Source organism: Xanthomonas euroxanthea (assembly GCF_903989455.1).
Lineage (GTDB): Bacteria > Pseudomonadota > Gammaproteobacteria > Xanthomonadales > Xanthomonadaceae > Xanthomonas > Xanthomonas euroxanthea.
Genome location: NZ_LR861803.1, coordinates 476,642 through 501,929, shown reverse-complemented (window position 1 = coordinate 501,929; position 25,288 = coordinate 476,642). Strand labels below are relative to the sequence as shown.

Sequence of the window (25,288 nt, the reverse complement as noted above, 5' to 3'; positions counted from 1 at the left end):
TCAAAGCGAGCTGTTGATGGCTCGCATCTTGAGACTTGTGACCAAATCAGTCAATAGTCACAAACGAACTAGGGCGCCAGACTGCGCAGTACCAGACTCGACAACAGCGCCGGGACCTCTTCGGCGTACTCCAGGCTGTGCTGCAGCAGCAGCGGATTGATGTATGGCCGCATCACCAGGTAGATCGCCCGGCTCGCCTCGTCCAGCGGCGTCTTTCGCTCGAAGTCACCACTCAGGCGCCCCTCCACCAGGATCTCCTGCAGCAGCGCCTGCAGCTGCGCTTCGTAGACGAGGACCGTGGGCCACCGCTCGATCGAGGCAGACGTGGCAATCTCGTACAGCTTCGGTCCGCGTGCGTGCAGGCGCAGGCTTTCGTTGACTACCACCTTGAAAAGACTGCGTAATTTCTCCTGCGGCGTTGTTGCCTGGGCAACGGCCGCGGCCGTCTCGAGCTTGATTTCCTGCAGGCACTGGCCACAGATGACTTCGCCGATGGCCTGCTTTGAGGCGAAGAACTTATAGATGTAGGCCTTGGAGAACCCAATCTCCTTTGCCAGATCGGACACGGCGGTCTTTTCGTAGCCATAGCGACTGAAGTGGTCGGCTGCTGCGGCCACGATCTGGTCGCGCACGTCGTGATCGACCGGGCCCCGGCCCGCAACTGGGTAACTGGATGCTTTGTTCATTTGGACAGCTTAGCGCTGTCGTCCCCGACTTACAAAAGTGACCATTTCGTATTACAGTCACTCACCGTTTCGCCACTTTGGTCTCCTCATGCCACTCCGCACCCTTGCAGCGCTTATTGCCGCCAGCCTCGCCGCAGGTTGTGCGGTCGGCCCCGACTACGCCCGCCCGGACGCGCCCGTGCCGGATCGCTACCTTGGTCAGGCCGCCGTGGCTGAACGCCAGGCCACCGTGCAGGCCGACCTGGCCACCTGGTGGACCGGCTTCAACGACCCGGACCTGAGCCGCTACGTCACCCAGGCGCTGGCGCAGAACCTGGACCTGGCCCAGGCCACCGCACGCGTCACCCAGGCCCGCGCCGGGCTGACTGCCGCCACCGCCGCGCTGCTGCCTTCGGGCAACATCAGCGGCAACGCGACCCGCGCCTACCAGTCGCTGGAAACGCCGCTTGGCCAGGTGCTCAGCAGCACGCCTAACTTCGACCGCTATGCCAGCACCTACGAAGCCAACCTGGGCGCGAGCTGGGAACTGGATCTGTTCGGCGGCCTGCGTCGCGGGCGCCAGGCCGCCCTGGCCGACTACCAGGCCAGCGAAGCCGGTGCCGCCGCCACCCGCCTGGCGGTGGCGGCGCAGACCGCCGATATCTACATCAGCATCCGCGGCCTGCAGGCCCGGCTGGAGGTGGCCCAGCGCCAGGTCGCCACCCAGCAGGGGCTGGTGTCGATGGTGACGCTGCTGCATGGCAAGGGACTGGCGCCCGAGCTGCAACTCCAGCAGGCGCAAGGCGCGCTTGCGCAGGCGCAGGCGTCGGTGCCCGGCATCGAAAGTGGCCTGGTCGCGGCGATGAACGCCCTGGACGTGATGTTGGGTGTGCCGCCCGGCACGCACCGCGCGGAACTGGCCGCCACCAAGCCGATTCCGCTTGCACCGCAGATCGCCGCCACAGGCACGCCCGGCGACCTGCTGCGCCGCCGCCCCGATCTGATCGCCGCCGAACGCAGGCTGGCAGCGTCGAACGCGCGCATCGGCGTGGCGATGAGCGAGTACTACCCCAAGTTCTCGCTCAGCGGCCTGCTCGGCAGCGCCACGGCCATCTCCGGCGGCAACCTGTTCACCGGCGATGCCGCGCAGTCGTCCGGTGTGCTGGGGCTGCGTTGGCGGCTGTTCGACTTCGGCCGCATCAATGCGCAGATCGCCCAGGCCAAGGGTCAGGAAGCCGAGCAACTGGCGGCGTATCGCCTGGCGGTCCTGCGCGCCACCGAGGACGTCGAAAATGCATTCACCGCGCTGGTCAAGCGCGAGCAGCAGGCCGCGGTGCTGTCGCAGGGAGTGGAGGCGCTTGGCAAGGCGCGTGGCGCCTCGGCCCTGGCCTATGAGAAAGGCGCGGTCAGCCTGATCGAAGTGCTGAATGCCGACGACACGCTGCTGCGCGCGTCCGATGCGCAGGTGCAGGCGCGCACGGATGCAGCGCGCAGCGCAGTGGCCACCTTCAGGGCACTGGGCGGAGGCTGGCAATCCAGCGCCGCCGAGGCGGTGGCAGTGCAGCAGTCGTCACCGCGGTGACGTGACCCAGGCAAGACCCGAGCATGCAATCGCCAGCCGCGGCGATTGCATGGCATCGGCACGCGACCCGACCGCTGCAGGCCGCAGGGCAACGCGATGGCGCTGCACTGCAGCCTGCAGTCGTCACGGTGCAACGCGCTCAATCGGCGTGGAAGCGGATGCCTTGATTGATCGTGCATTGATACGCCAGCACCGGCCCACGTTGCTGCAGGCCCGGCAGGTCGTACATGTAGGTGGTGAAACGCACGCTGCCATCCGGGCGCAGTTGGTAGCGCATGAACTGCTGGATCGGCTTGCCGTCGTTGGCCACGGTGAAGTGCGAACCGGAGAACGCGGCGGTGCCGTCTTCGGTGATGCGGTACGCGTCGATATGGCGGCCGCCACGGGTCTGCGTGACGGGCGTGCCTTCTTCGGGTGTGCAGCGGCCAAGGTCGGTGGTCAGGCTGACGTCGTAGCCGGATTCCAGGGCTGCGAGCACTTCAGCACGCGTATTGAGCGATTCGCTGGCCCAGGCGGGCAGCGCACAGGCGCACAGCGTGGCGAGCAAGGTGGCGGGAGCAAGACGGGGCATGGCGGACTCCAGGCGGACGGGGGAATCAAACGCCCTGGACGGTCATCTGCCCAGGGCGATCACCATGACCTAGTCCTGTCTGCACCGCTGCGCTGCGCTACGCATCACGCGGCATGATTGCGCTGTTTGGCGAAGCCCGCACGCAATTGCCGGATGGGGGCTATGCCCGTGCGCGCAGAGGCTGCTTGCAGCGTGATCGGGCGTCTTCCGCGCCAGAAAAAATGACAGGGGAAAGACGGAACACGGCAGACGGTATGCGCATCACGCAAGTGTCCGATGCACGCGTCACGCGCTGCGCGGGTGCCGGTCACGCCTCAGTCGCGGCCAGGTCCGCTCCTACGGCTGGCGCGTCGACCGGAATGACCGTTTTCAGAGAATCCTCTGACCACACGAGGCTGCGCGCGTACCCTCATCCGGCGCGGGCGCGCCACCTTCTCCCGATGGGAGAAGGGCTGGAACCCGCGATCGTCGAAGCTTCAACGCCCGGCCGTCCGTAAAGACGTCGGAATGAACGCACATTCGCTACAAACGCCCATTGACCTCGCGCGGCACCTGTTCCGGCTCTGGCTGTAACGCCGGCATCGCCCCCAGCAACAGACGTTCTGCCAGGGCGCGCGTGGCCACGCGCAACTCCGGCACGGCGGTGATTTCCCAGTAACGCCCGCGCAGCAGCGGGCCCACGCAATACAGCCCCGGCACGATCTGCCCGGCACCGTCGCGCACGCGCAGTTGCGCATCGGTGTCCACGCCCAGGCCCAGCGGGTCGGCACGCAGCAGCCCGGCTTCGCGCATGCCGGCGATCAGCGGGTCACTGGTGCGGTCGATATCGGTATCCAACCCTGTGGCGCGGATCACCGCATCGTAATGAGCGGTCTGCGCGTCGGCCGATCCACGCGGGCGGATCACCGCTTCCACGCCATCGGGCACCCAACGTGCACGCAGCAGCCGCGCTGCAACGATCTGCAGCTGCCCCGATTCCTGCAATTGCGCCAGCTGCTCCGCCGCGCCCGGCGCAACCCGATGCCGCGCCACTTCCCAATACGGGCGCAGATGGCGCAGGAAACGCGCACGCTGCGGCAGCTCCAGCCGCTGCCACAGCGGTTGCAGATGCGGGCGCAAGGCATCCACCACGCGTCGCCAGTCGTCGACCACGGCGCTCAGCTGGCGCACGCCGCGCAGCAGGCCGCGCAGGTCGGCATCCTTGAGTGCGCGCTGCAGATGCGGCGGCAACTCCAGCGCCGCGCCCGGCTGGCGCAAATGCGCCTGCGGCGCCAGGCCGCGCCGCGAAATCGCCAGCAGGCGACCGCGATGCCCGCGCGTGTGCAGGGTCAATGCCACGTCCACCATGGTCAGCCCGGTGCCGACGATCAGCACGTCGTCGTCCGGCGCCAGGCGCGCCAGGGCATCGCCCTGCCACGGCCAGCCGATATAGCGCGGATGCACGCTCAGCCGCGGGCCGATGCCGGCCAGCGCCTGCGGCTGCAATGCGCCCACCGCCAGCACCACCCGGTCGCTGTGGAAGGCGTCACCATTGGCCAGGAATACGCGGAAGCCCTGGCGTGCACGCTCCACCGCCACCGCTTCCTGCGACAGCCGCACGATCGACGCCTGCGCGCCGCTGACCGCAGTATCCAGCTCGCTGCGCAGATAATCGCCATAGGCAAGCCGCGGCAGGAATTCCAGCCGCCCGCTATCGCCCAGGTGCAAGGTGTCGGCGAAGGCGCCTGGCGCCTGCGCATCGATTCCCAGGTCCTTGGCGCGCACGTTGAGCAGGTGCTCCGGCCGTGCGGCGCCATAGGCGATGCCGCTGCCGAAGGTATCGGCCACGCCGACCAGGGTGATGCGCACCTGCGCATCGGCCGTCTGCGCCAGTGCACGGACCAGCGCGGTGCCGCAAAAGCCGGCACCGATGACGGTGATATGGGTTTCCATGTGCAACTCCCACTGAATGACCCGCACGTTTTGCCCGCAGCGCGATGCAAGCGTGTAAACAAATGGTTAGTAGCGAACAACCGAAAACGCATGAGCTGATCATGCTTGGTGATGAGGCTTGCGTCGCAAGCTGCGCGCACACCGTGTTGCACGCAGATGACAGCGCACGCGACCGCAGACAGGTGCCGGTGCATGGCTTCCAAGCTGGCGCGTAGCGCAGTGCTGCGCACCGCCATTAGGGTGACTGACAAAACGTAGCGAGCAATCGCTCGGGGCGTGTGGACGGCGCGCTCAGAACCTGAGTCCACGCGTGGCACATGGCAATTCCGGGCACCGGCCGGCGCGCGCCTGGGGATGAGCGCAGTAGATCGCCAGCCCGCTACGCGCGCTGGCCAGCGCCTCGTTGGCAGAAGCGGTGGAAGAGTGGAACGGACAGCAGACATTGCAATGATGCGCTCAACACTGCAACGGCGGCACCGGGCACCGCGCCATGACCGAGCTGCTCGATAATGTCGGTTTCCGATCGAGTGTCCGCCATGTCCATTTCCGCAGCACCCACGCAAATCTCGCCGCGCAATCAACGCGTGCTGATCGCAGGCGGCAGCCGTGGCATCGGCCTGGCCATTGCCGACGCGTTCGTGCGCAACGGCGCGCAAGTCTCGCTGTGCGCACGCAATGCCGATGGCCTGGCACAGGCCGCACAGGTGTTGGCACCACATGGCACGCCGGTCCACACCTTCGCCTGCGACCTGTCGGATGCTGCGCAGATCGAGGCCTACGTGCAGGCCGCAGCACAGGCGCTGGATGGCCTGGATGTGGTGATCAACAACGCCTCCGGCTATGGACACGGCAACGACGATGCCAGCTGGCAGGCCGGCCTGGAGATCGACCTGATGGCCGCAGTGCGCTGCAATCGCGCCGCGCTGCCCTACCTGCGCAACAGCGCTGCGGCGGTGATCCTCAACATCAGCTCGATCAATGCACAGCGCCCCACGCCACGCGCCATCGCCTATTCCACCGCCAAGGCGGCGCTGAATTACTACACCACCACGCTGGCCGCCGAGCTCGCACGCGAGCGCATCCGCGTCAACGCGATCGCGCCGGGTTCGATCGAGTTTCCCGACGGGCTATGGGCTCTGCGTCGCGACGCAGAGCCGGAGCTGTATACATGCATCCGCGACAGCATCCCATTCGGCGGATTCGGGCAGGTGCAGCACATCGCCGATGCGGCGTTGTTTCTCGCCTCGCCGCAGGCACGCTGGATCACCGGGCAGGTGCTGGCGGTGGATGGCGGGCAGTCGTTGGGGGTGTGAGCGGGGATGTTTGCGCTGGCGAAGATGCCGATCCGCCGCGTGGACCCGTAGGAACGTGCCTGCGCGCAACGGAGCTTTATCGGTAACGCCGCGTCGCGCGCAGGCACGCTCCTACGACACAGCTGGCAGCCAGTCCTATTTCCGCGGCACCCTCGCAGCTATGGGCGAGCCCTGGCGGTGGACGGTTTGGCAGTCGCTGGGGTGTAGGCAAGGTATTTGTAATGGCGAAAACGCCGATCCGCTACGCGCGCATTTGTAGGAGCGCGGCGCGCGATGAGGCTTTACCGGTAACGCCTCATCGCGCGCTGGCGCGCTCCTACGAGACAGGCGACAACCAGGCCTCTATTCTGCTGCACGTGTATCTGTAGGAGCGTGCCTGCGCGCGACGGAGCTTTATCGGTAACGCCTCATCGCGCGCCAGCGCGCTCCTACTAGGCAGCCGACCCGACGCTCCATCTGACTGCCTCGCGACGAGGCGATAAGACAGCGTTAGTCAGCCAGCTCCGCCGCCTCGACACTGTGCTCCCCACGCGCCGGTGCCAGCGCGGCGCCCACCATGGCGGCGGCGATGCGTTCGGCCGGGTTGAGGCGGAAGCGGCGTGGCAGCAGCGGACCGAGCGCGCCCAGCACGAGGCTGCCGATGTGTTCGCCGGTGCGACGCTGCTCGCGTTCGCCGCCGATCAGCCCCGGGCGTACGAAGGTGAGCGAGGGGAAGCCGACCGCGCGCAGGTCGCGTTCCAGCTCGCCCTTGACGCGGTTGTAGAAGATGCGCGAGTGCGCATCGGCACCGGCGGCTGAATTCAGCACGAATACCGAGGTGCCCTGCGCGCAGACCGCGCGTGCCAGCGCCATCGGATAATCGTGGTCGATGCGGTAGAACGCCTCGCGCGAGCCGGCCTGTTTCATCGTGCTGCCCAGGGCGCAGATGGCCGCTTCCATGCGCGGTGCGGTCCAGTGGTCCAGGCGATCGAAATCGATCACCTGGTTGCGCAGCTTGGGGTGGATCTGGGACAACGGCCGGCGCGTGATCGCCACCACGCCGGTACAGCGCGCATCGGCCAGGAGTTGTTGCAGGACATGTCTACCGACCAGACCGGTGGCCCCTGCCAGCAACACATCCATCAGATCACCCCCGCCATCAGCGCGCGCCCTCGGAGACGATGCGCGCGCTGCTGGCGATGCGATCGCGCTCCACTGCGAGCAAGGTCAGCGAGTGCGCCGGGGCCTTCCATTCGCTGCCGCCGGCCACCACGCGGCCGCCGTGGCGCGCGGTGTCGACCAGCACGCGCCAGTGCTCGTCATGCATCGCCGGCAGCGTGAACGACACGCTGGTGGAGGCGGCATTGATCAGCATCAGCAAGGTCACGTTGGCGGCGATCTCGCGCAGGCCGGTGGTCGGCGAGCGGCCATCCAGCCGCAGCATCAGCGCGCGCGCTTCCGGGTCGTGCCAGCTGGCTTCGTCCATCTCGTGGCCGTCCGGTGCCAGCCAGGTGAGATCCTTCAAGCCCAGCGCTTCATCGAACTTGCCGTCGAAGAAGCGGGCGCGATGCAGCAGCGGATAACGCTGGCGGATACGGATCAACCGCCGTACGAACGCAGCCTGATCGGCGGCAGCGGCCTTGGTGGCAGCAGTCCAGTCGATCCAGGTCAGCTCGTTGTCCTGGCAATACGCGTTGTTGTTGCCGTTCTGGCTATGGCCGAACTCATCGCCGGCCAGCAGCATCGGTGTGCCTTGCGAAAGCAGCAACGTGGCCAGCAGGTTGCGCATCTGCTGCCGGCGCAGCTGCTTGATGGCTGGGTCGTTGGTGTCGCCCTCGACACCGTAGTTGGCCGAGATATTGTGGTCGCTGCCGTCCCTGCCCTCTTCGCCGTTGGCGAAGTTGTGCTTGCCTTCGTAGCTGACCAGATCGCGCAGGGTGAAGCCATCGTGCGCGGTGACGAAATTGACCGATGCGGTGGGGCGACGACCGCTGTGGTTGAACAGGTCCGCCGAACCGGTCAGGCGCGTGGCCAGTTCGGCCAGCTGGCCGCCGTCGCCACGCCAGAACGCGCGCACGTTGTCGCGGAACTTGTCGTTCCACTCCACCCAGCCCGGCGGGAAATTGCCCACCTGGTAACCGCCTGGACCGATATCCCAGGGCTCGGCGATCAGCTTGGTCTGGCTCAGCACCGGATCCTGGCGCACCGCATCGAGAAAGCTGCCCGATGGATCGAAGCCGTAGCGCTCGCGCCCGAGAATGGTGGCCAGGTCGAAGCGGAAGCCATCGACATGCATTTCCTGCACCCAGTAACGCAGCGAGTCCATCACCATGCGCAGCGCGCCGACATTGGTCAGGTCGAAGGTGTTCCCGGTGCCGGTGTCGTTGATGTAGAAGCGGCGATCGTCGGCCAGGCGGTAGTAGCTGGCGTTGTCGATGCCCTTGAACGACAGCGTCGGCCCCAGCTCGTTGCCTTCGGCGGTGTGGTTGTAGACCACGTCCAGCAGCACTTCCAGCCCGGCGTGATGCAGCCGCGCCACCATCTGCTTGAACTCGGCCACGGTGCGCGTGGACATGTAGCGCGCCTGTGGGGCAAAGAACCCCAGGGTGTTGTAGCCCCAGTAGTTGCGCAGGCCTTTTTCCAGCAGGTATTGATCGTCGACGAAGGCGTGCACGGGCAGCAGTTCCACTGCGGTGACGCCGAGTGAGCTGATGTGGTCGATCAGCTCGTCGGTCTTCAGAGCCGAGAAGGTACCGCGATTTTCCGGCGGCACCGACGGGTGCAGCATGCTCAGCCCACGCACGTGCGCCTCGTAGATCACCGTGCGGTTCCACGGCGTCTGCGGCGGGCGGTCCTGGCCCCAGGTGAAGGCCGGGTCGATCACCGCGGATTTGGGCATGAACGCGGCACTGTCGCGGCGATCGAAGCTCAGATCCTTGTCGCGGTGGCCAATGGTGTAGCCGAACAGGTGCGGCGCCCATTTGAGCTCGCCGACGATCTGCTTGGCATACGGGTCCAGCAGCAGCTTGTTGTGGTTGAAGCGATGCCCGGCATCGGGCGCATAGGGTCCATGCACGCGATAGCCGTACAGCTGGCCGGGGCGTGCGTCGGGCAGATAGCCGTGCCAGACCTCGTCGGTATATTCGGGCAGCGCCAGGCGCTCCTGCTCGCGGCCACGCTCGTCGAACAGGCACAGCTCCACCCGGGTGGCGTTGCGCGAATACAGCGCGAAATTGACCCCCAGGCCATCCCAGGTGGCGCCGAGCGGGTTGGGACGGCCTTCGCGGATGCGCGAGCGCTGAGTGAACTTGCGGGTGGCCATCGGTAACTCCTGAGAACGGTGAACTCAAAACGCTGAGCGAATGCGGCTGCCTGCGTGCCTGTGCACGCTCACCCTGACATGGCGCAGCCTGCAGGGTGAACCATGCAAGGTGACAGAGTGACCGTTACTGGCGTGCACTCGCCGGCGGGCCGGCCTGCTCGGCGGCGCGCTCTTCGGCATCCACCAGGCGCTCGGCCATGGCCCAGTGCCGATCTGCGTGGCCGTCCGGGCGGCCTTCGGCCTCCCAGATCTCCTGTGCCAACTGGCGAAGCCGCGCCTGCCGTTCCGTGTCGTTCATTGCGTACGTTCTCTTAGGGGGTCAACAACACTGCCACTGGCGCACGTGCAAACAGCGTGGATATCGCCACGCGGCCGCCTTGCGGCTGCACCGTGCTGCCATCGAGCACATTACGGTAACTGGCCTGCGGCAATGCCAACGCCGCCTGACCCCAGCTGGCCGGCGGCACCAGCAGCGGCAGATCGCCATCGCCCACGTTGCCGGCACCCAGCCGCGTGACTGCCACCACCAGCGACTGCCCGCGGTACTGGCGGCGGAACGCCAGCACCTGCGCATCGCCGCTGCCGGTCACGGTCAGGGGCTGGTAGTCGCCCTTGGCGAACAGCGCCGGATGTTCGGCCCGCAACTGCAGCAGCAGTGCAGTCAGACGTGCCTTGACCGCACCATCGCGCCAGCTGCGCAGCAGCGTGTTCCAGTCGCGTGCCTGCGCCAGCCACTGCTGGCGCTGCGCGTAGTCGACCGGGCGGCGGTTGTCCGGGTCCACCAGCGACAGATCCCAGCCTTCGGTGCCCTGGTACAGGTCGGGCACGCCCGGCACGGTCAGGCGCAAGGTGGTCTGCACCAGCGCGTTGCGCGCACCGGCCGCGGCGATGTGGTTGCTGGCGCGCAGCAGCGCCCGCCGCAGCGGCAACCCGGCGCGGCTGCACAGCACCTGCTCCACGGTGGCCTGCACGGCCTGTTCGTAGGCCGGCGAGCCGTCGGTCCAGCTGGTGTGCAGCTTGGCCTCGCGCACGGCCTTGAGCAGCCACTGCGCAATGCGCTCGGCGTACTCGGCCAGCGGCTCGGTCTGGTCGGCACCCAGGCCGATCGGCCAGGCGGCCACCAGGGTCTGCCAGAGCATCTGCTGGTCGCCGCCGGCCAGTGCCGGTGCCTCGAGCGTCTCGGCCAAGGCATCGAACCGGGTGCTCTGCTCGATCCACCAGCGCGGTTGCTCGGACAGCACCGCCAGCCGCATGCGCAGGTCTTCGCCGCGCTTGTGGTCGTGCGTGGCGGTGGCCAGCAACGCGCGCGGGAAGTGCTTGGCGCGTTCGAGATTCTGCGCGTGGAACTCGGCCGCCTCGTTGGCGAAGTGGGTCGGATGGCTGCCGACCTCGTTGCGCGACAGCAGCACGCCATGCCGGTAGAACGCGGTGTCTTCCACCGACTTGGCATTGAGCGGTGCGGACAACTGCTCCACGCGACGACGCAGGATGCGCCGCAGGGCGACCTGCGCGCGGTCGGCGCCGGCATCGTCGAGCAGCCAGCGTTCGATCGCATCGACGGCCGCGACGATGGACTCCGGCATGCCCTCGCGCGCGCACGCGGCGGTGGCGCGCAGGCGCTCGGCTTCGCTGCCGGTCACGCCCTTGGCACCGGCATAGGTGCGGTACACCGGGAACCAGCGCAGCAACACGCACAGGCCGCGCGCCAGCATCTGCGGGCTGAACTCGCGCGTGGGCGGGTCCAGCCGCGCCAATGCCGACAACGCACCGACGGCGCGATTGAATTCGGTCTGCAGTGGGCCACGCAAGATCTCGTCGCGGGCGGCGCGTTCTTCCTGTGCGAAGTCGCCACTGCGCCCGCTCACCTTCTGCCAGGCACGCGCCAGCGGCTTGAAGCCGCCCGCGTCATGCAGCACGCCGCCGACCTGGTCCATGAAGTCGTAACCGGTGGTGCCATCGCAGGGCCAGTCGGCCGGCAGGTGCTCGCCGGGCGCCAGGATCTTTTCCAGATACAGGCCCAGCGTGCCGGGCTTGAGCCCACGCGTGCGGCCAGCCGCATCCAGCCGGCTGCGCAGCTTGCGCACATAGCCGGTGGGATCGGTCAGCCCGTCCACATGGTCGATGCGCAGGCCGTCCAGATGGCCCTCGGCCACCAGCCGCAGCGGCAGGGCATGGACTGCGTCGAACACCGCCGGCAGCTCCACCCGCAACGCCACCAGCGAGGTGATGTCGAAGAAGCGACGGTAGTTGAGCATGTCGTTGCCCACGCGCCACCAGTTCAGGCGGTACGGCTGGCGCTCGATCAGCTTGTGCAGACGGCCATCGCCGCGCTTGGCGCCGTCGTTGTAGTCGCGCAGCCATTGCGCACGCGCGGCCTTTTCCGGCACCTCCAGCGTCTGCGGACGGATCGGGTACCGCTGGTCGTAGTGCGCCAGTGCCGCGCTGCCGTCGTCCTCGACCACCAGGGTGATCAGGCCTTCGGCCAGTGCGGTGGCATACGGGCGGTCCAGCACTGCCAGCCACAACTTGCCGTCGCGCCCGGGCGCGCGCCAGTCGATGTCGAACCAGTCGGCATGCTTGGCACTGCGGCCGTTGCGCAGCACATCCCACCACCACGCGTTGTCCGCATGCGTGGCCATGTGGTTGGGCACGATGTCGGCGATCAGGCCCATGCCGTGCTCGCGCGCGGCCTGCGACAGGGCGATGAGCGCGTCTTCGCCGCCGAGCTCGGGATTGACCACGGTCGGGTCGATATTGTCGTAGCCGTGGGTCGAGCCGGGCACTGCGGTACCGATCGGCGACAGGTACAGATGGCTGATGCCCAGCCCGGCGTAGTACGGCACCTGGGCGAGCGCATCGTGCAGGGTGAAGCCGGCATGCAGCTGCAGGCGGGCGGTGGCGCGAAGCTCGATCATGGATGCGGTTCCGAAACGGCCGCGACGCGACGCGCCTCGGCAAAGCCCTGCAGCGCCGTACTCAGGCGCGCATGCGGCAAGGGATCGGGCAGGCGTCGACGCCAGTTGGGATGGACCTCGACGGTACCCGGCAGATTGGGTTGTTCTTCCAGCGCCAGCGCATCTTCCACCGGCAGCAGGGCCAGTGGCGACACGCTGGTGGCGGTGAAGCGCAGCGCGCCCAGCAGCGGGTCGTCCGCAGCGCTGAGTCCGGTGTGTTCGACCGCTGCATCCAGGCGTGCCACATCCTGGATCCGGGCCGCGGCATCGTCCTTGGCCTGCGCGGGCTGGATCAGGTCCAGCCTGCGCCGCCAGTCGATATCACGGCCTTCGCGCCAGCCGGTCAGCGTCGGCAGATCGTGCGTGGTGGTGGTGGCCAATGCGTCCGGCCGCCACAACGCCGGCGAGACGAAGGCGCCGTCGTCGTCGCGGGTGAACATCAACACATCGATGCCCATCACTCCGCGCCGCGACAGTTCCTCGCGGATGCCGGGCGGCACCACGCCGAGGTCTTCGCCGATCACGATCGCCCGGTGCCGCCACGATTCCAGCGCGAGCAGATTGAGCAGGTCGTGCAGCGGATAGGCCAGATACGCGCCTTCGTTGGAGCTGGCCCCTTCGGGCACCACCCACAGCCGCATCAAGCCCAGAATATGGTCGATACGGATGCCGCCGCGATCGCGCAGCACCGCGCGCAGTAGCGCGATGTATGGCGCATAGCCGCTGCGCCGCAACGCGGTGGGCGAATATGCGCCGATGCCCCAGTGCTGGCCGTCGGCATTGAAGGCGTCCGGCGGCGCGCCCAGCACCAGGCCGCGCAGCACGGTGTCGGCGGCCGCCGCGGCTTCGGCGCCATTGGGATCGAAGCCGACCGCCAGATCGGCGATCAACCCGATCTTCATGCCGCGCTCGTGCGCCTCGCGTTGCGCATCGGACCAGCTGCGCGCCGCCAGCCATTGCGTGAACACGTGCAGGTGCGGGTCGCCATCGCCGAAATCCTGCGCGGCAAACCGCGCAAAGCCTTCCAGCGCCGCGCCGCCCTCGCTGCGGAAGGCGAGCAGATCGGGGTGATCGGCGGGCACGCGGGTGTACAGATGACGCAGCAACTGCCACTTGGCCTGCGCGGAGGCCGGCCAGTCGATCAGGGCGCCGTGGTGCAGCGTATCGAAGCGCTCGCGCAGGCCGGGCACCTCGTTGATGGCCTCCAGCGCGCGCTCGCCCAGCACGCGCACCGGCGCGGCATGCAGCGGATCCAGGAAACGCCGGTCGCTGGGCGAATACGGGCTGTAGCCGCCGGTGACCGGGCGCGCGGCATGCACCGGGCTCAGCGCCAGCGCATCGGCACCGGCCAGTGCGGCATGCCGCACCCATTCCACCGTGCCCGCAGCATCGCCAATGCCGGCATCGTCGATGCTGCGCGCCGAATACACCTGCAACGCCATGCCCCAGGCACGCGGTGCCGGCAGGCCACAGGCATCGGCCACGCTGAAACAGCGTTGCGGGGCAACCGCGACCTGCTGGGTCAGGTTGCCGATCTGCAGCGTCCAGTAACCGAAACGCTGCGGCGCACGCACCTGGCCCTGCGCATCGGCACGCGCCGGCTCGCTGGCGCCACTGTCGTCCACCCAACGGCCGCTGGCGTTGGCGGCAACCGACACCGGCAACAGCTCGGCCACCTGCACGGTCAGCAGCGGCGCCGGCTCGGTGGCTTGCGCCTTGCAGCGACGCAGGCTGTCTTCGCGTTGCGTGGCGGTGCCGGCAGGCAGTTCCAGCGCGGTGAGCACCGCATGCAGCGATGGCTCGGCCACCTGCCGCGGCTGGTCGCTGGCATCCACCCAGTCCACCATCACCCCGGCCGCGCCGGCCAGCGCATGCAGATCGCTTCTGCTCAGATCGCGGGTACTCATGCGCGCGCCTCGTGCCAGGCGATGAAGCCATCGACCGGCAACTGCTGCGCGTCGGCGGCGACGTTTTCGGCATGCGCCACGCGTCCGCGCAGCGGCGGCATCGGCACCGCCGCGGCGCCCACGTTGAAGGCGATATGCCACAGCCCGTCGGGCAATTCCCAGCTGGCGGTCACTGCACCGTCGGCCAGCACCTCGGCGCCCACCGCGCGCGCCTGTGCCAGCCCCGGTACCAGCCACTGGCGACGCACGCCCAGCAGCGCGGTGAACCAGGCTGTCCACTGCACGCCGTCGCCGCGGGCGGCGTCTTCGATCGGCGCGCGCGAGGCGGCAAAGGTGTCGTGGCTGTTCGGATCGGGAATGGTGGCGCGCTGCGCTTCGTCGGCGAATGCGGCGAAGTGCGCAAATTCGCGGCGCCGCCCTTCGCGCACCGCATCGTCCAGCGGCGGGCCGAAGTCGGTGAAGAACAGAAATGGCTGTTCGGCGCCCCACGGCTCGCCCATGAAGAACAGCGGAATCATCGGCGTCAGCGTCGTCAGCGCCAGCGCAGCGCGCAGGCGCTGCGGCGACACCAGCACGCTCAGCCGCTCGCCGCGCGCCCGGTTGCCGATCTGGTCGTGGTTCTGCGCGAAGACCACGAACTTGTGCGGCGGCAGCGCCCCGCTCGGCTCGCCGCGCACATGCCCACGCGGGTCCGGCTCGCCCTGGTAGGCGAAGCCTTCGCCAAGCACGCGCGCCAGGTGCTCGGTGGGCTTGTCGGCGAAGGCGGCGTAATAGCCTTCGGCTTCGCCGGTCAGCAGCACATGCAGGGCGTTGTGGAAATCGTCGTCCCATTGCGCGGTGTAGCCACGTTGCAGCTGCGAGGCCTGGTTGGCCTCGTTTTCCAGCACCAGGTGCACGTGACGGCCGGCCGGCAGGCTGGCCTGCACGGTCTGCCGCAAGGTATCCAGGAAGGCGTTCGGGGTGATCGCATGCACCGCGTCCAGGCGCAGGCCGTCGAAGCCGTATTCGTGCAGCCACATCAGCGCATTGTCGAGAAAGTAACGCTGCACCTGCGGCTTGCGGAAATCGATCGCCGCGCCCCACGGAGTGGGCTTGTCCTCGTTGAAGAACGGGGCGGCATAGCTGTGCAGATAATTGCCGTCCGGGCCGAAGTGGTTGTAGACCACATCCAGCAACACCATCAGGCCGTGTCCGTGCGCGGCGTCGATCAGCGCCTTCAACTGGTCCGGCGTGCCATAGGCTTCCACCGGCGCGTACGGCAACACGCCGTCGTAGCCCCAGTTGTGCGCGCCCGGGAATGCGCTCAGCGGCATCAGCTCGATCGCGGTGATGCCCATCGCCGCCAGCTGCGGCAATTGCGCCTGCACCCCGGCATAGCCGCCGCAGGTGCCGACATGCAGTTCGTAGATCACCGCCTCGTCCCACGGCCGTCCCTGCCACTGGGTGTTCTGCCAGGCGTAGCCGTCGGTTGGCTGCACGGCGCTGGGGCCATGCACGCCCTCGGGCTGCCAGCGTGAGGCCGGATCCGGCACCGGTTCGCCACCATCGACGCTGTAGCGATAGCGCGCATCCGCCGCGCAGTCGATCGCCGCACTGAAGAAGCCATCCTGCGCGGCCTGCAACGCGACGCGCGCGCCGTCGTCGAAGACCACCTCCACGCTCCTGGCATCCGGTGCCCAGAGCGCGAAGCGCACCTGTCCCTCACCCGCTGGCCATGCGCCCCATGCCGGCGTGGTGTCATTGCGCTCGTTCATTGCTATTTCTCCGCTTGCAGATAGATCGTGGCCAGCGGCGGTAGGGTCAGGCGCAGGCGTTGTGCGTGCCCGTGCATGCCCATCGGCTCGGTCGCCAGGCGACCGCTGTTGCCGAGGTTGCTTCCACCGTAATGGGCACTGTCGGTGTTGAGGATTTCGCGCCAGCCGCCGGCACGCGGCACGCCGACGCAATAGTCGTGGTGCGGTTGCGGAGTGAGGTTGCTCACCGCCAGCAAGGGTGCGCCGCCCTCGGGATCGTGGCGGATGAACGCCAGCACGCTGTTGCGCGCGTCGTCGGCCACGCTCCAGTCGAAGCCGTCGGCACGATGCGTGCCGCGATACAGCGCCGGCACCCGTCGCAATGCGGCATTGAGATCGCCGACCAGTTGCTGCACGCCGCGATGCGCGGCCCCGTCGAGCAGATGCCAGTCCAGCGACTGATCGTGATTCCAGTCGTTCCACTGGCCGAATTCGGCGCCCATGAACAGCAGTTTGTCGCCCGGGTGCGCCCACATCAGCGCCAGATACGCGCGCAGGTTGGCAAAGCGCCGCCAGTCATCGCCGGGCATCTGACCGAGCAGTCCACCGGTGCCGTGCACCACTTCGTCGTGCGAGATCGGCAGCACGAAACGCTCGGAGAACGCGTACACCAGACCGAAGGTGAGCTGGCTATGGTGCTGCGCGCGCTCGGCCGGATCGCGCTGCATATAGTGCAGCGTGTCGTGCATCCAGCCCATGTTCCATTTGTGGGTGAAGCCCAGCCCACCCTCGCTGATCGGCGCGGTCACGCCTGGCCAGGCGGTGGACTCTTCGGCGATGGTCAGTACACCGGGAAAGCGCGTGGCAATCTCGCTGTTGAGCTGGCGCAGGAAGGCAACGGCTTCCAGATTCTCGCGGCCGCCATGCGCGTTCGGCACCCACTCGCCTTCGGCACGGCCATAGTCGCGATACAGCATCGAGGCCACTGCATCCACGCGCAGGCCGTCGAGATGGTAGTGGTCGATCCACTCCAGCGCGCTGCCCAGCAGGTAGGCGGTCACTTCGGGCCGGCCGTAGTTGTAGATCAGCGTGTTCCAGTCGCGATGCATGCCCTCGCGCGGGTCGGCATGCTCGTACACCGCCGCGCCGTCGAACTGCGCCAGGCCGTGCGCGTCATCGGGAAAGTGCGCACTGACCCAGTCCAGGATCACGCCGATGCCGGCGCGATGACAGGCGTCGACGAACTGGGCAAACCCGTCCGGGCTGCCGTGGCGGGCCGTCGGCGCGTACAGCCCCAGCGGTTGGTAGCCCCAGGAGCCGCCGAATGGATGTTCGGTGATCGGCAGCAACTCGATATGGGTGAAGCCGAGCTGCTGCACATAGGGAATCAGCTGTGCGGCCAGCCCTGGCCAGTCCAGCGGCTGGTTGTGCCCATCGCGTCGCCAGGACGCGGCGTGCACTTCATAGATGGACAGCGGCGCCGGCGCGGCACGGGCATCGCGCGCGGCCATCCAGGCCGCGTCGGTCCAGCCGAACGCTGCCGCGCCCGGCACCACCGAGGCGGTGGCCGGCGGCAATTCGCTCTGGCGCGCCACCGGGTCGGCCTTGAGCAAGACGCGGCCATCGGCAGCGGTGATGGCGTACTTGTAACGCGTGCCGGCTTCCACGCGCGGCAGGAACAGCTCCCAGAACCCACCGATGCGCTGGCGCATCGGATGCCGGCGTACGTCCCAGCCGTTGAAATCGCCCACCACCGCCACGCGCTGCGCATGCGGCGCCCACACCGCAAAGCGCACCCCCGGCACATCGTCGCAGCGCAGGTGCCGGGCACCCAGGGCGCAACGCAAGGCCTGGCCGTCGCCGGCAGCGATCTGCAGCAGGATGGATTCGTCCAGCGTGGCAGCAAAGGCGTAAGGGTCTTCGATCTCCTGCACCACGTCCGGCCACACGATGCGCAGCCGATACGGACCTTCGACCGCCAGCACGCCCTCGAACATGCCATCGACCGGCCCGGCCTGCATGCGTGCCAGCAACTTGCCGCGCGAATCGATCAGGCCCATGGCCTCGGCACCGGGCGCCAACACGCGCACCAGACGGCGGCCGTCGGCCTGGACATGCGGGCCCAGGACCGCGAATGCGTCGGCAGGCAGGCCATCGGCCAGCGCCTGTACGCTCTGCGCTGAATCCGAGATCCCGTCCATGGTCACCGCCGTCGTTTCCGTCTCCTGCCCCTGCACGCCCAGCCGTTCGCTCATGACACCGTCGCAAGCGCGGGAGCGGTTGCGGCGGTGCGTTCGTACAGCGAGAGGTACTTCTTGCCCGCCACATCCCAGCCACTGGGACGCAACATCGCCGCGCGGCGCATCGCCGACAGCAGGCTGGGCAGGCGGAAGGTACGGAATGCGCGCTCCAGGCAACGGCGCAAGGCCTCGGCGCTGGCGTGCTGGAACAGAAAACCGGTGACGCCGTCATCCACCGTGTCGATCAGGCCGCCGGTGGCGTGCGCGATCGGCAGGCAGCCAAAGCGCTGCGCGTACATCTGGCTCAGGCCGCACGGCTCGAAGCGCGACGGCATCAGCAGGAAGTCGGCACCGGCAAACATGCGCCGCGCCAGGCCTTCCTCGAACCCGATGAAGGCACCCACCTGGCCGGGATAGCGCCGGGTCAGCTCGGCGACCTGCTGCTCGATCTCCGGCTCGCCGCCGCCGATCACCGCGATCTGGCCGCCGGCGGCCACGATCTGCGGGGCGACTTCGCAGATCAGGTCCAGGCCCTTCTGGTGCACCAGCCGCGACACCACCGCAAACAGCGGGCCGGTGCTCTCGCGCAGCCCGAAGGCCTTGCGCACCTGCGCGGCGTTGGCCTGCCGGCCCTGCCACTGATTCACGCTGAAATGCGTGTCCAGATATTCGTCGGTGCGCGGGTCCCAGCTGGCGTCGATGCCGTTGACGATGCCGGTCAGCGCGCCCTTGGCGGCGCGACCGGCCAGCAGGCGGTCCAGGCCACAGCCCTGCGCCGGGCCGGTGATCTGCTGGGCATAGCTGACACTGACCGTGTTGACGTGGTCGGCATGCACGATGCCGCCACGCAGGAACGACATCTGCCCGTAGAACTCCAGCTCGGCCACGCGCTCGGCGGGGATGCCCAGCGCAGCGGCCATCGAATACGGCACCAGGCCCTGGTAGGCCAGGTTATGGATGGTCAACAGGCACGGCGTGGTGCCGCCGGACCAGCGCACATAGGCGGCAGCCAGCGCACACGGCCAGTCGTTGAGGTGCAGCAGGCGCGGCTTCCAGCCCAACCCGGCGTGGCCGGCGGCGATCTGCGCGGCGGCATGCGACAAGGTGGCAAAGCGGATCGCGTTGTCTTCGAACTCCGACCCGCTGGTGCTCACATAAGGCGACCCGTCGCGCTCGAACAATTCCTTGGACAGCAGGATGTAGATCGGCAGGCCGTCCGATTGCACGATGCGGCCGATGTCGCAGGCCGGCAGTGCCGCATGCGCCAGTACCCGGCCGACGATCTCCACCTTGCCCGCACGCGCCAGCACTGCGCGGTAGCCGGGGATCAGTACCCGCACGTCGTAGCGATGGCGCAGCGCGCGCGGCAGCGCCGCCGCCACATCGCCCAGGCCGCCAGCCTTGATGAAGTCCGCCATCTCCGACACCACGAACAAGGCGCCGCGGGTATCGGCCGGCGACACCGGCAGACGTTCGTGATGGCGAATGAAGCGCCCGCGTGCATCACGCGGCCGCCCGCTCTTCTTCAAAGTGGGGAGCAACGTACTGCGCTCAAAGCGTGCGGTAGTGGCGTGAAGCGGCATCATGGCAACCATCTAAACGTCCGTCGTAAAGTGGGTGGAGACGGAAAACAGCGAAGCGACAACCATCATCTGCCGATTCAGCCAGACGACCTGCTACGAATGAGGAGCGGGGCCAACGCGCGTACTCCACGTCGTCCTTGAGATGAATCTACACCCCGGGCAAATAAAATATGCGTGAATACGTGCTGACTTTTCTGCGACACCGACATTCCCTTGCGCATGGTCGCGTGTACGTCCCGGCATAAGCGGCGCGTCGCCGTGTGATGACATCCCCGCCGTGGTGCGTGGTTGTTGAAACGCACCGGAAGCAGGCGCTGGCCGCGGCGCCCTCCAGTACCCGCCTGACTCGTTCAGTCACAGGCAGACGTCGCCTTTCGACCATCGCCGGCCATCGTGCGCGCAGGCTGGAACTGCGCAGACCTGTCCGGACCGCTTAAGCAAGACGCTTGCACGCCGATAACCAGCGGTAGCATCACGACTTTCCGAGACCCCGGCGCATGGCAGACCAGCCTGAACTTCCAAGCCGCCCACGTGGCGGGCTGCGCCGCCTGTTGCCCTGGGGTGGCGCGGACAGCGCACGCCCGGCCGCCGCCCTGCCCAGCGTGATCGGCGGCGGGCACGGCGGGCACGGCCTGGCCGCGCATCAGCTGGTGCCGGCCAAGAACAAGTCCGGCGCGCACGACCCGGCTGCCGCCACCGCCCTGCTGATGCGCCTGTTCTCGCATGCCGCGCACCCGGAGGCCTTGCTGCTGGCCTTTGCCGAGGGCATCACCAGCCTGCATGGCGAACTCGGCGACATGGGCGTGCGCCTGAGCGCGGCCTATGCGGCCGGCGACTGGCCCGGCTACGGCCGCGCCTTGCGGCAATTGATCGACAAGTACATCCGCACCATCGATACCGGCGACTCGCTGGCCGAAGGGCGCACCGAAGCCGAGCAGCTGCGCGACCTGCTGCGTCACGCACTGGGCAATGCCTTGGCCACGCTGCTGCAACGCAGCCCGGAGCTGGCCGAAGAAGCACAGACCCTGGCATCGGCGCTGCGCCACTGGCGCCCCGGCCATGAACTGATCACCCTGGACCAACGCTTGCGCGAACTGAGTCATCAGATCGGCCTGCGTGCCGAAGATGCCAGCGAACAGCAGAACCTGTTGCTGGGCCTGTTCGACCTGTTGCTGGAGAACGTGGGCGAACTGCTCGACGATCGCAGCTGGCTGCAGGGGCAGATCTCGGTGGTGCGGCAGCTGATCTCCGGGCCGCTGGATGTCGGCTCGATCGAGCAGGCACGCGGCACCCTGCGCGAGGTCATCTACAAGCAGGGCCTGCTCAAGCAAGGCATTGCCGACTCCAAGACCGCCATGCGCGAGATGATGGTGTCCTTCGTCGACCGGCTCGACGGCATGGCCACCAGCACCGGCGAGTACCACGATCGCGTTGCCGGCTATTCGCAGGCGATCGGCGACGCTCGCAGCATTCCCGACCTCAATCGCCTGCTGCAGGACGTGTTGCAGGACACCGCCGGCGTGCAGGCGCAGGCGCTGGCCGCGCGCGACGAGCTGCTCGCCGCACGTCGCCAGGTCGAGGACGCCGAGCAGCGCATCGCCCTGCTGGAACAGGAACTCAAGGACGTGGCCGGCCTGGTGCGCGAAGACCAGCTGACCGGGGCGCTGAACCGCCGCGGCTTCGAAGAGCTGTTCCAGCGCGAAGCCGCCCGTACCCAGCGCGGCGGCCAACCCTTGTGCGTGGCGATGCTGGACCTGGACGACTTCCGCCGCCTCAACGAGACCCACGGCCATGCCGGCGGCGACGCCGCGCTGCGCCATACGGTGGACGTGGCCAAGTCGGTGCTGCGCACCACCGATGCCATCGCCCGCTTCGGCGGCGAGGAGTTCGTGTTGCTGTTGCCGGACTCCACCATCTTCGAAGCCAGTGCGGCGGTGATCCGCCTGCAGCGCGCGCTGGCGCAACGCTCGCTGTTGCACGACGACGTGCGCCTGTTCGTCAGCTTCAGCGGCGGCGTGGCGCTGCGCCATCTCGACGAAACCCAGGACGATGTCATCCGCCGTGCCGACCGCGCCATGTACGAGGCCAAGTCGGCCGGCAAGAATCGCGTGGTCAGCGCCGACTGAGCGCAACCGTCGGCGGAGCGCATGGCTCGTCCGCCCCGCCTGGAGCGGTGAAGGCCGCCGCCCGGTGCGCTCCTCGGCACAGGGTGGCGTGGCCGTGCAGGGCGGCGCCGTTGGCGCGGCGGCCCGAGCAGAGACGTGTCGGCAGCGATTTCCGCCGGCTATGGCGTGCCGGCTGATCCAGCACGCGGGGCGATCACGTCGCGCCGGTGCGGGCGCCCATCCCGCGCCCGGCCCGCCGCAGCGCGGATCAATGCGCCGCCGGCTTGCCGCGCAGCTTCTGGAACAGCATCACCGCGCCCAGCACGACCGCACCGGCCACCACGCCCACCAGCATGTTGCCCAACGCATCGACCAGCCAGCCCATGCCACCGGCAGACTTGGTCAGGTCCTGCACGGTGTGGTGCAGCGCCGGGATGTTGTGCACCAGGATGCCGCCGCCGACCAGGAACATCGCCAGCGTGCCGGCCACCGACAGGAACTTCATCAGCCACGGAGCGGCCACCAGGATGCCGCGCCCCAGCGCAGCCAGGGCTGCGCCCTTGTTGGTCAGGTACAGGCCCAGGTCGTCCAGCTTGACGATGGCCGCGACCAGGCCGTACACGCCGATGGTCATCGCCAGCGCGATCGCCACCAGCACTGCGACCTGCTGGCCGAACGACACTCCCGCCACCACGCCCAGCGACAGCACGATGATCTCCGCCGACAGGATGAAGTCGGTGCGGATCGCGCCCTTGACCTTGTCCTTTTCCAGCGCCACCACGTCCACGCTCTCGTCGGCCAGCGCGCGGGTGCGTTCGGCATGCCGCTGCGCTTCGTCTTCCTCGTTGTGCAGGAACTTGTGGGCCAGCTTCTCCACGCCCTCGAAGCACAGATAGGCACCGCCGATCATCATCAGCGGCATCACCAGCGGCACGTTGTAACCGCGCCCGCGCAGCCAGGCCTCCAGGGCGCTGATCGCCAGCGCCGCCGGCACCAGGATCACCTTGTTCATCAGCGACCCCTTGGCCACTGCCCACACCACCGGCAGCTCGCGGTCGGCAGTGACGCCGGTGACCTGCTGTGCATTGAGCGCCAGGTCGTCGCCAAGCACGCCGGCGGTCTTCTTGGCCGCGACCTTGGTCAGGATGGAAACGTCGTCCAGCAATGTGGCGATGTCGTCGAGCAGGGTGAACAGGCTGGCACCGGCCATGCGGGGGTCCTTCGTGAGTGGCGGTGGATTCTCGCCGATCCTGCGCCGGTATGGGGTGATGGCAGGCCGTTGCCGGCTGTTGGCGACCGTTGCTGCGCGATGCCGCCGCCCGCCAGCCGGACGATCCGGCCGTGCCCGCCGGCCCTGGGCCGCGCACGGCAGCGCCTTGGCCACATGGCTGGATTCACCGCCTGACGACCCGCCGCTGGCCACACTCGCCCCCTTGCACGACCGCCGGAGATGGCCTTGAGTCCGAACGACCCGTACCGCACACCGGCCCAGGCCGCGATCCCCGCCGACACCGGCGTGGTGGGCGGCATGAGCCGTCGCACGCAGATCCTGCGCCTGTTGCTGCGGTATCGCGGGTCGGGCGTATTCGCCGGCATGAATCTGGATCCGGCCGCGATCAACGAGTACGAAGTGCCCGCCGAAGGCACGCCCGACCAGTTCGTCTCCGACCTGGAAGCGCTCGGCCCCACCTTCGTCAAGCTTGGCCAGATGCTGTCCACGCGGCCGGACATCGTGCCGCCGGAGTTCGCCACGGCGCTGGAGCGCATGCAGGAGAACACCAGCTCGGTCCCGGTGGAGCGCATCCGCCAGATCATCGAGGAAGAACTCGGTGTGTCGGTCAACAAGGCGTTCTCGTTCTTCGACCCGGTGCCGCTGGGCTGCGCCTCGCTCGCGCAGGTGCACCGCGCCGCCCTGCGCGACGGCACCCCGGTGGCGATCAAGGTGCAAAAACCCGAAGTCGCCGCCCAGGTCCGTTCAGACCTGGACGTGCTCAAGAGCTTTGCCACCGCCGCCGACCGCCTGACCGGCATCGGCCGGCGCGTGCGCTTTGCCGACTGGCTGGGCGAGTTCGGCAAGACCCTGCGCGCTGAGCTCAATTACGAAGACGAGGCCGAGACGCTGGCGCGCTTCGGCAAGCATCTGAAGCCATTTCCGCTGTTGTGGATTCCGCAACCGGTATGGGACCTGAGCAGCCGCAAGGTGCTGACCATGCAGCTGGCCGAAGGCGTGCGGGTGGACAAGATCTCCGGCCTGCGCCGCACCGAACAGCCGATGGACAACCTGGCCGCGGAGCTGGTCAAGGGCTACCTGGACCAGATGTTCGTGCATGGCGAGATCCATGCCGACCCGCATCCGGGCAACCTGCGCGTGCTGCAGGACGGGCGCCTGGCCATCTTCGACCTGGGCATGGTCGCGCATGTTCCCCCGCGCCTGCGCGAGCGCTTGCTCAAGCTGCTGTTCGCCGCCGTCGACGGGCGTGGCGAAGAAGTCGCCGAAGAGACCATTGCGCTCAGCACGCGCCTGGAGGACTACGACGAGGACCGCTACCAGCGCGAAACCGGGCAGATGATTGCCCGGTATGCCGCCCACGACACCACCTCCGAAGGCCGCGTGGTGCTGGATCTGGTGCGCATCGCCACCTCCAACGGCTTGCGCACGCCACCGGAGCTGAGCCTGCTCGGCAAGACCTTGTTGAACCTGGAAGGCGTGTGCCGCGCGCTGTCGCCGCACCTGGACACGCGCCGCATCGTCGAACGTCATCTGCAGCATGTGATGCGCGCGCGGCTGAAAAAGTCCCTGTCCGCCGCCAATCTGGCCAGCGAGGCGATGGAACTGCAGCACCTGGTGCGCGAAGGACCGCGCCGCATGTCCGAGATCCTGTCGCTGGCGGCGGAAAACCGCCTGCAGATGCGCGTCACCGGGCTGGAAGAATCGCATCTGATGGAAAGCCTGCAGAAGATCGCCAACCGCGTGGCGGCCGGCATCGTGACCGCGGCATTGATCATGGCCTCGGCGCAGATGATGCGCATCGAAACCGGCTTGAAGCTGTGGGGCTACCCGGCCATCGCGATGGTGCTGTTCCTGCTCGGCGTGGTGCTGGGCCTGGGCATCGTGCTCAGCGCCCTGCTGTTCGACCGCCGTGTGCGTGCGCGCGAAGAACGCGGGCATCGATAGCACTCCAACAGACCCCACCTCCGCGTAGGAGCGCACCCGGGCGCGACATCGCTTGCCAAGACAGCCGCGCCAAGCTGTCAAAGCAGATCGGGCGGTGCGGGGTGATAGCCACGTCGCCCATCTGCGAGAAGCGCGCCAAATGCGCAATGCAGATGCCGCCGATTTCTGGCGAACGCCACCGCGACCAGGGGAGCGTCAACGCGCGCAATCCGCCACGCTGTGGGGAT

The 25,288-nt window shown here is 68.0% G+C and carries 16 protein-coding genes and 1 other RNA gene; 4 read left to right on the top strand and 13 right to left on the bottom strand.

Annotated elements, in window-relative coordinates:
* Window positions 1–68 precede the first annotated feature (68 nt).
* The gene (locus H7A86_RS02120) at window positions 69–686 is read right to left on the bottom strand and encodes a TetR/AcrR family transcriptional regulator (RefSeq protein ID WP_119129403.1); all 618 of its coding nucleotides are present in this window, start codon (window positions 684–686) and stop codon (window positions 69–71) included.
* Window positions 687–774: 88 nt separating this feature from the next.
* Between H7A86_RS02120 and H7A86_RS02115 the strand changes: the two genes are divergently transcribed.
* Window positions 775–2,247 carry an efflux transporter outer membrane subunit gene (locus H7A86_RS02115; protein ID WP_119130341.1) on the top strand — a complete coding sequence of 491 codons (1,473 nt, stop codon included), beginning with the start codon at window positions 775–777 and terminating at the stop codon, window positions 2,245–2,247.
* Between the two features lie 139 nt (window positions 2,248–2,386).
* Here H7A86_RS02115 and H7A86_RS02110 read toward each other — a convergent pair whose 3' ends face one another.
* From H7A86_RS02110 to H7A86_RS02100, 3 genes are all read right to left on the bottom strand, one after another.
* Entirely contained in the window at window positions 2,387–2,818 is a 432-nt protein-coding gene (locus H7A86_RS02110; RefSeq protein ID WP_104534466.1) for a VirK family protein, read from the bottom strand.
* Window positions 2,819–3,340: 522 nt separating this feature from the next.
* Window positions 3,341–4,750 (bottom strand): FAD/NAD(P)-binding protein, encoded by a 1,410-nt coding sequence (locus H7A86_RS02105; protein WP_164739273.1) that lies wholly within the window; start codon window positions 4,748–4,750, stop codon window positions 3,341–3,343.
* A gap of 242 nt (window positions 4,751–4,992) precedes the next feature.
* A non-coding RNA gene (locus H7A86_RS02100) (sX9 sRNA) lies at window positions 4,993–5,069 on the bottom strand.
* Between the two features lie 217 nt (window positions 5,070–5,286).
* On the opposite strand from H7A86_RS02100, the gene H7A86_RS02095 reads away from it, so the two are divergent.
* On the top strand, window positions 5,287–6,063 hold the full coding sequence (locus tag H7A86_RS02095; RefSeq protein WP_119130339.1) for an SDR family NAD(P)-dependent oxidoreductase: 777 nt from the start codon (window positions 5,287–5,289) through the stop codon (window positions 6,061–6,063).
* 489 nt (window positions 6,064–6,552) lie between these two features.
* Here the strand turns inward: H7A86_RS02095 and H7A86_RS02090 are convergent, their stop codons facing one another.
* The 8 genes from H7A86_RS02090 to glgA form a co-directional block, all read right to left on the bottom strand.
* A complete protein-coding gene (locus tag H7A86_RS02090; protein WP_119129399.1) occupies window positions 6,553–7,185 on the bottom strand; it encodes an NAD(P)H-binding protein in 633 nt (210 codons plus the stop codon).
* Between the two features lie 16 nt (window positions 7,186–7,201).
* Window positions 7,202–9,364, bottom strand: a complete 2,163-nt coding sequence (gene glgX / locus H7A86_RS02085; RefSeq protein WP_115675758.1) for a glycogen debranching protein GlgX — start codon at window positions 9,362–9,364, stop codon at window positions 7,202–7,204.
* Between the two features lie 124 nt (window positions 9,365–9,488).
* Window positions 9,489–9,662, bottom strand: a complete 174-nt coding sequence (locus tag H7A86_RS02080) for a DUF2934 domain-containing protein (protein WP_104649120.1) — start codon at window positions 9,660–9,662, stop codon at window positions 9,489–9,491.
* A gap of 13 nt (window positions 9,663–9,675) precedes the next feature.
* On the bottom strand, window positions 9,676–12,279 hold the full coding sequence (gene treY / locus H7A86_RS02075; RefSeq protein ID WP_119130337.1) for a malto-oligosyltrehalose synthase: 2,604 nt from the start codon (window positions 12,277–12,279) through the stop codon (window positions 9,676–9,678).
* Window positions 12,276–14,225 (bottom strand): 4-alpha-glucanotransferase, encoded by a 1,950-nt coding sequence (locus tag H7A86_RS02070; RefSeq protein ID WP_180708007.1) that lies wholly within the window; start codon window positions 14,223–14,225, stop codon window positions 12,276–12,278. Before H7A86_RS02070 ends, treY begins: the two co-directional genes overlap by 4 nt.
* A complete protein-coding gene (gene treZ, locus H7A86_RS02065; RefSeq protein WP_119130335.1) occupies window positions 14,222–15,979 on the bottom strand; it encodes a malto-oligosyltrehalose trehalohydrolase in 1,758 nt (585 codons plus the stop codon). Before treZ ends, H7A86_RS02070 begins: the two co-directional genes overlap by 4 nt.
* A gap of 2 nt (window positions 15,980–15,981) precedes the next feature.
* Window positions 15,982–18,213, bottom strand: coding sequence for a 1,4-alpha-glucan branching enzyme (locus H7A86_RS02060; protein ID WP_119130333.1), 2,232 nt, complete (start codon window positions 18,211–18,213; stop codon window positions 15,982–15,984).
* Window positions 18,210–19,793, bottom strand: a complete 1,584-nt coding sequence (glgA, locus tag H7A86_RS02055; protein WP_164739275.1) for a glycogen synthase GlgA — start codon at window positions 19,791–19,793, stop codon at window positions 18,210–18,212. Before glgA ends, H7A86_RS02060 begins: the two co-directional genes overlap by 4 nt.
* Window positions 19,794–20,278: 485 nt before the next feature.
* Here glgA and H7A86_RS02050 point away from each other — a divergent pair, with 485 nt between their 5' ends.
* Window positions 20,279–21,907 carry a GGDEF domain-containing protein gene (locus tag H7A86_RS02050; protein WP_104585683.1) on the top strand — a complete coding sequence of 543 codons (1,629 nt, stop codon included), beginning with the start codon at window positions 20,279–20,281 and terminating at the stop codon, window positions 21,905–21,907.
* Between the two features lie 247 nt (window positions 21,908–22,154).
* On the opposite strand, the gene H7A86_RS02045 is transcribed toward H7A86_RS02050, so the two are convergent.
* Window positions 22,155–23,096 carry a DUF808 domain-containing protein gene (locus H7A86_RS02045; protein WP_104585681.1) on the bottom strand — a complete coding sequence of 314 codons (942 nt, stop codon included), beginning with the start codon at window positions 23,094–23,096 and terminating at the stop codon, window positions 22,155–22,157.
* Window positions 23,097–23,336: 240 nt separating this feature from the next.
* Between H7A86_RS02045 and H7A86_RS02040 the strand changes: the two genes are divergently transcribed.
* Window positions 23,337–25,061: an ABC1 kinase family protein gene (locus H7A86_RS02040; protein WP_104585679.1), complete on the top strand. Its 1,725-nt coding sequence runs from the start codon at window positions 23,337–23,339 to the stop codon at window positions 25,059–25,061.
* Window positions 25,062–25,288 lie beyond the last annotated feature (227 nt).

Bases quoted from the DNA above. Each gene is read 5' to 3' on its own strand.
- H7A86_RS02120 (WP_119129403.1), bottom strand. From the start codon at position 686: ATGAACAAAGCATCCAGTTACCCAGTTGCGGGCCGGGGCCCGGTCGAT.
- H7A86_RS02115 (WP_119130341.1), top strand. From the start codon at position 775: ATGCCACTCCGCACCCTTGCAGCGCTTATTGCCGCCAGCCTCGCCGCA.
- H7A86_RS02110 (WP_104534466.1), bottom strand. From the start codon at position 2,818: ATGCCCCGTCTTGCTCCCGCCACCTTGCTCGCCACGCTGTGCGCCTGT.
- H7A86_RS02105 (WP_164739273.1), bottom strand. From the start codon at position 4,750: ATGGAAACCCATATCACCGTCATCGGTGCCGGCTTTTGCGGCACCGCG.
- H7A86_RS02095 (WP_119130339.1), top strand. From the start codon at position 5,287: ATGTCCATTTCCGCAGCACCCACGCAAATCTCGCCGCGCAATCAACGC.
- H7A86_RS02090 (WP_119129399.1), bottom strand. From the start codon at position 7,185: ATGGATGTGTTGCTGGCAGGGGCCACCGGTCTGGTCGGTAGACATGTC.
- glgX (WP_115675758.1), bottom strand. From the start codon at position 9,364: ATGGCCACCCGCAAGTTCACTCAGCGCTCGCGCATCCGCGAAGGCCGT.
- H7A86_RS02080 (WP_104649120.1), bottom strand. From the start codon at position 9,662: ATGAACGACACGGAACGGCAGGCGCGGCTTCGCCAGTTGGCACAGGAG.
- treY (WP_119130337.1), bottom strand. From the start codon at position 12,279: ATGATCGAGCTTCGCGCCACCGCCCGCCTGCAGCTGCATGCCGGCTTC.
- H7A86_RS02070 (WP_180708007.1), bottom strand. From the start codon at position 14,225: ATGAGTACCCGCGATCTGAGCAGAAGCGATCTGCATGCGCTGGCCGGC.
- treZ (WP_119130335.1), bottom strand. From the start codon at position 15,979: ATGAACGAGCGCAATGACACCACGCCGGCATGGGGCGCATGGCCAGCG.
- H7A86_RS02060 (WP_119130333.1), bottom strand. From the start codon at position 18,213: ATGAGCGAACGGCTGGGCGTGCAGGGGCAGGAGACGGAAACGACGGCG.
- glgA (WP_164739275.1), bottom strand. From the start codon at position 19,793: ATGGTTGCCATGATGCCGCTTCACGCCACTACCGCACGCTTTGAGCGC.
- H7A86_RS02050 (WP_104585683.1), top strand. From the start codon at position 20,279: ATGGCAGACCAGCCTGAACTTCCAAGCCGCCCACGTGGCGGGCTGCGC.
- H7A86_RS02045 (WP_104585681.1), bottom strand. From the start codon at position 23,096: ATGGCCGGTGCCAGCCTGTTCACCCTGCTCGACGACATCGCCACATTG.
- H7A86_RS02040 (WP_104585679.1), top strand. From the start codon at position 23,337: ATGGCCTTGAGTCCGAACGACCCGTACCGCACACCGGCCCAGGCCGCG.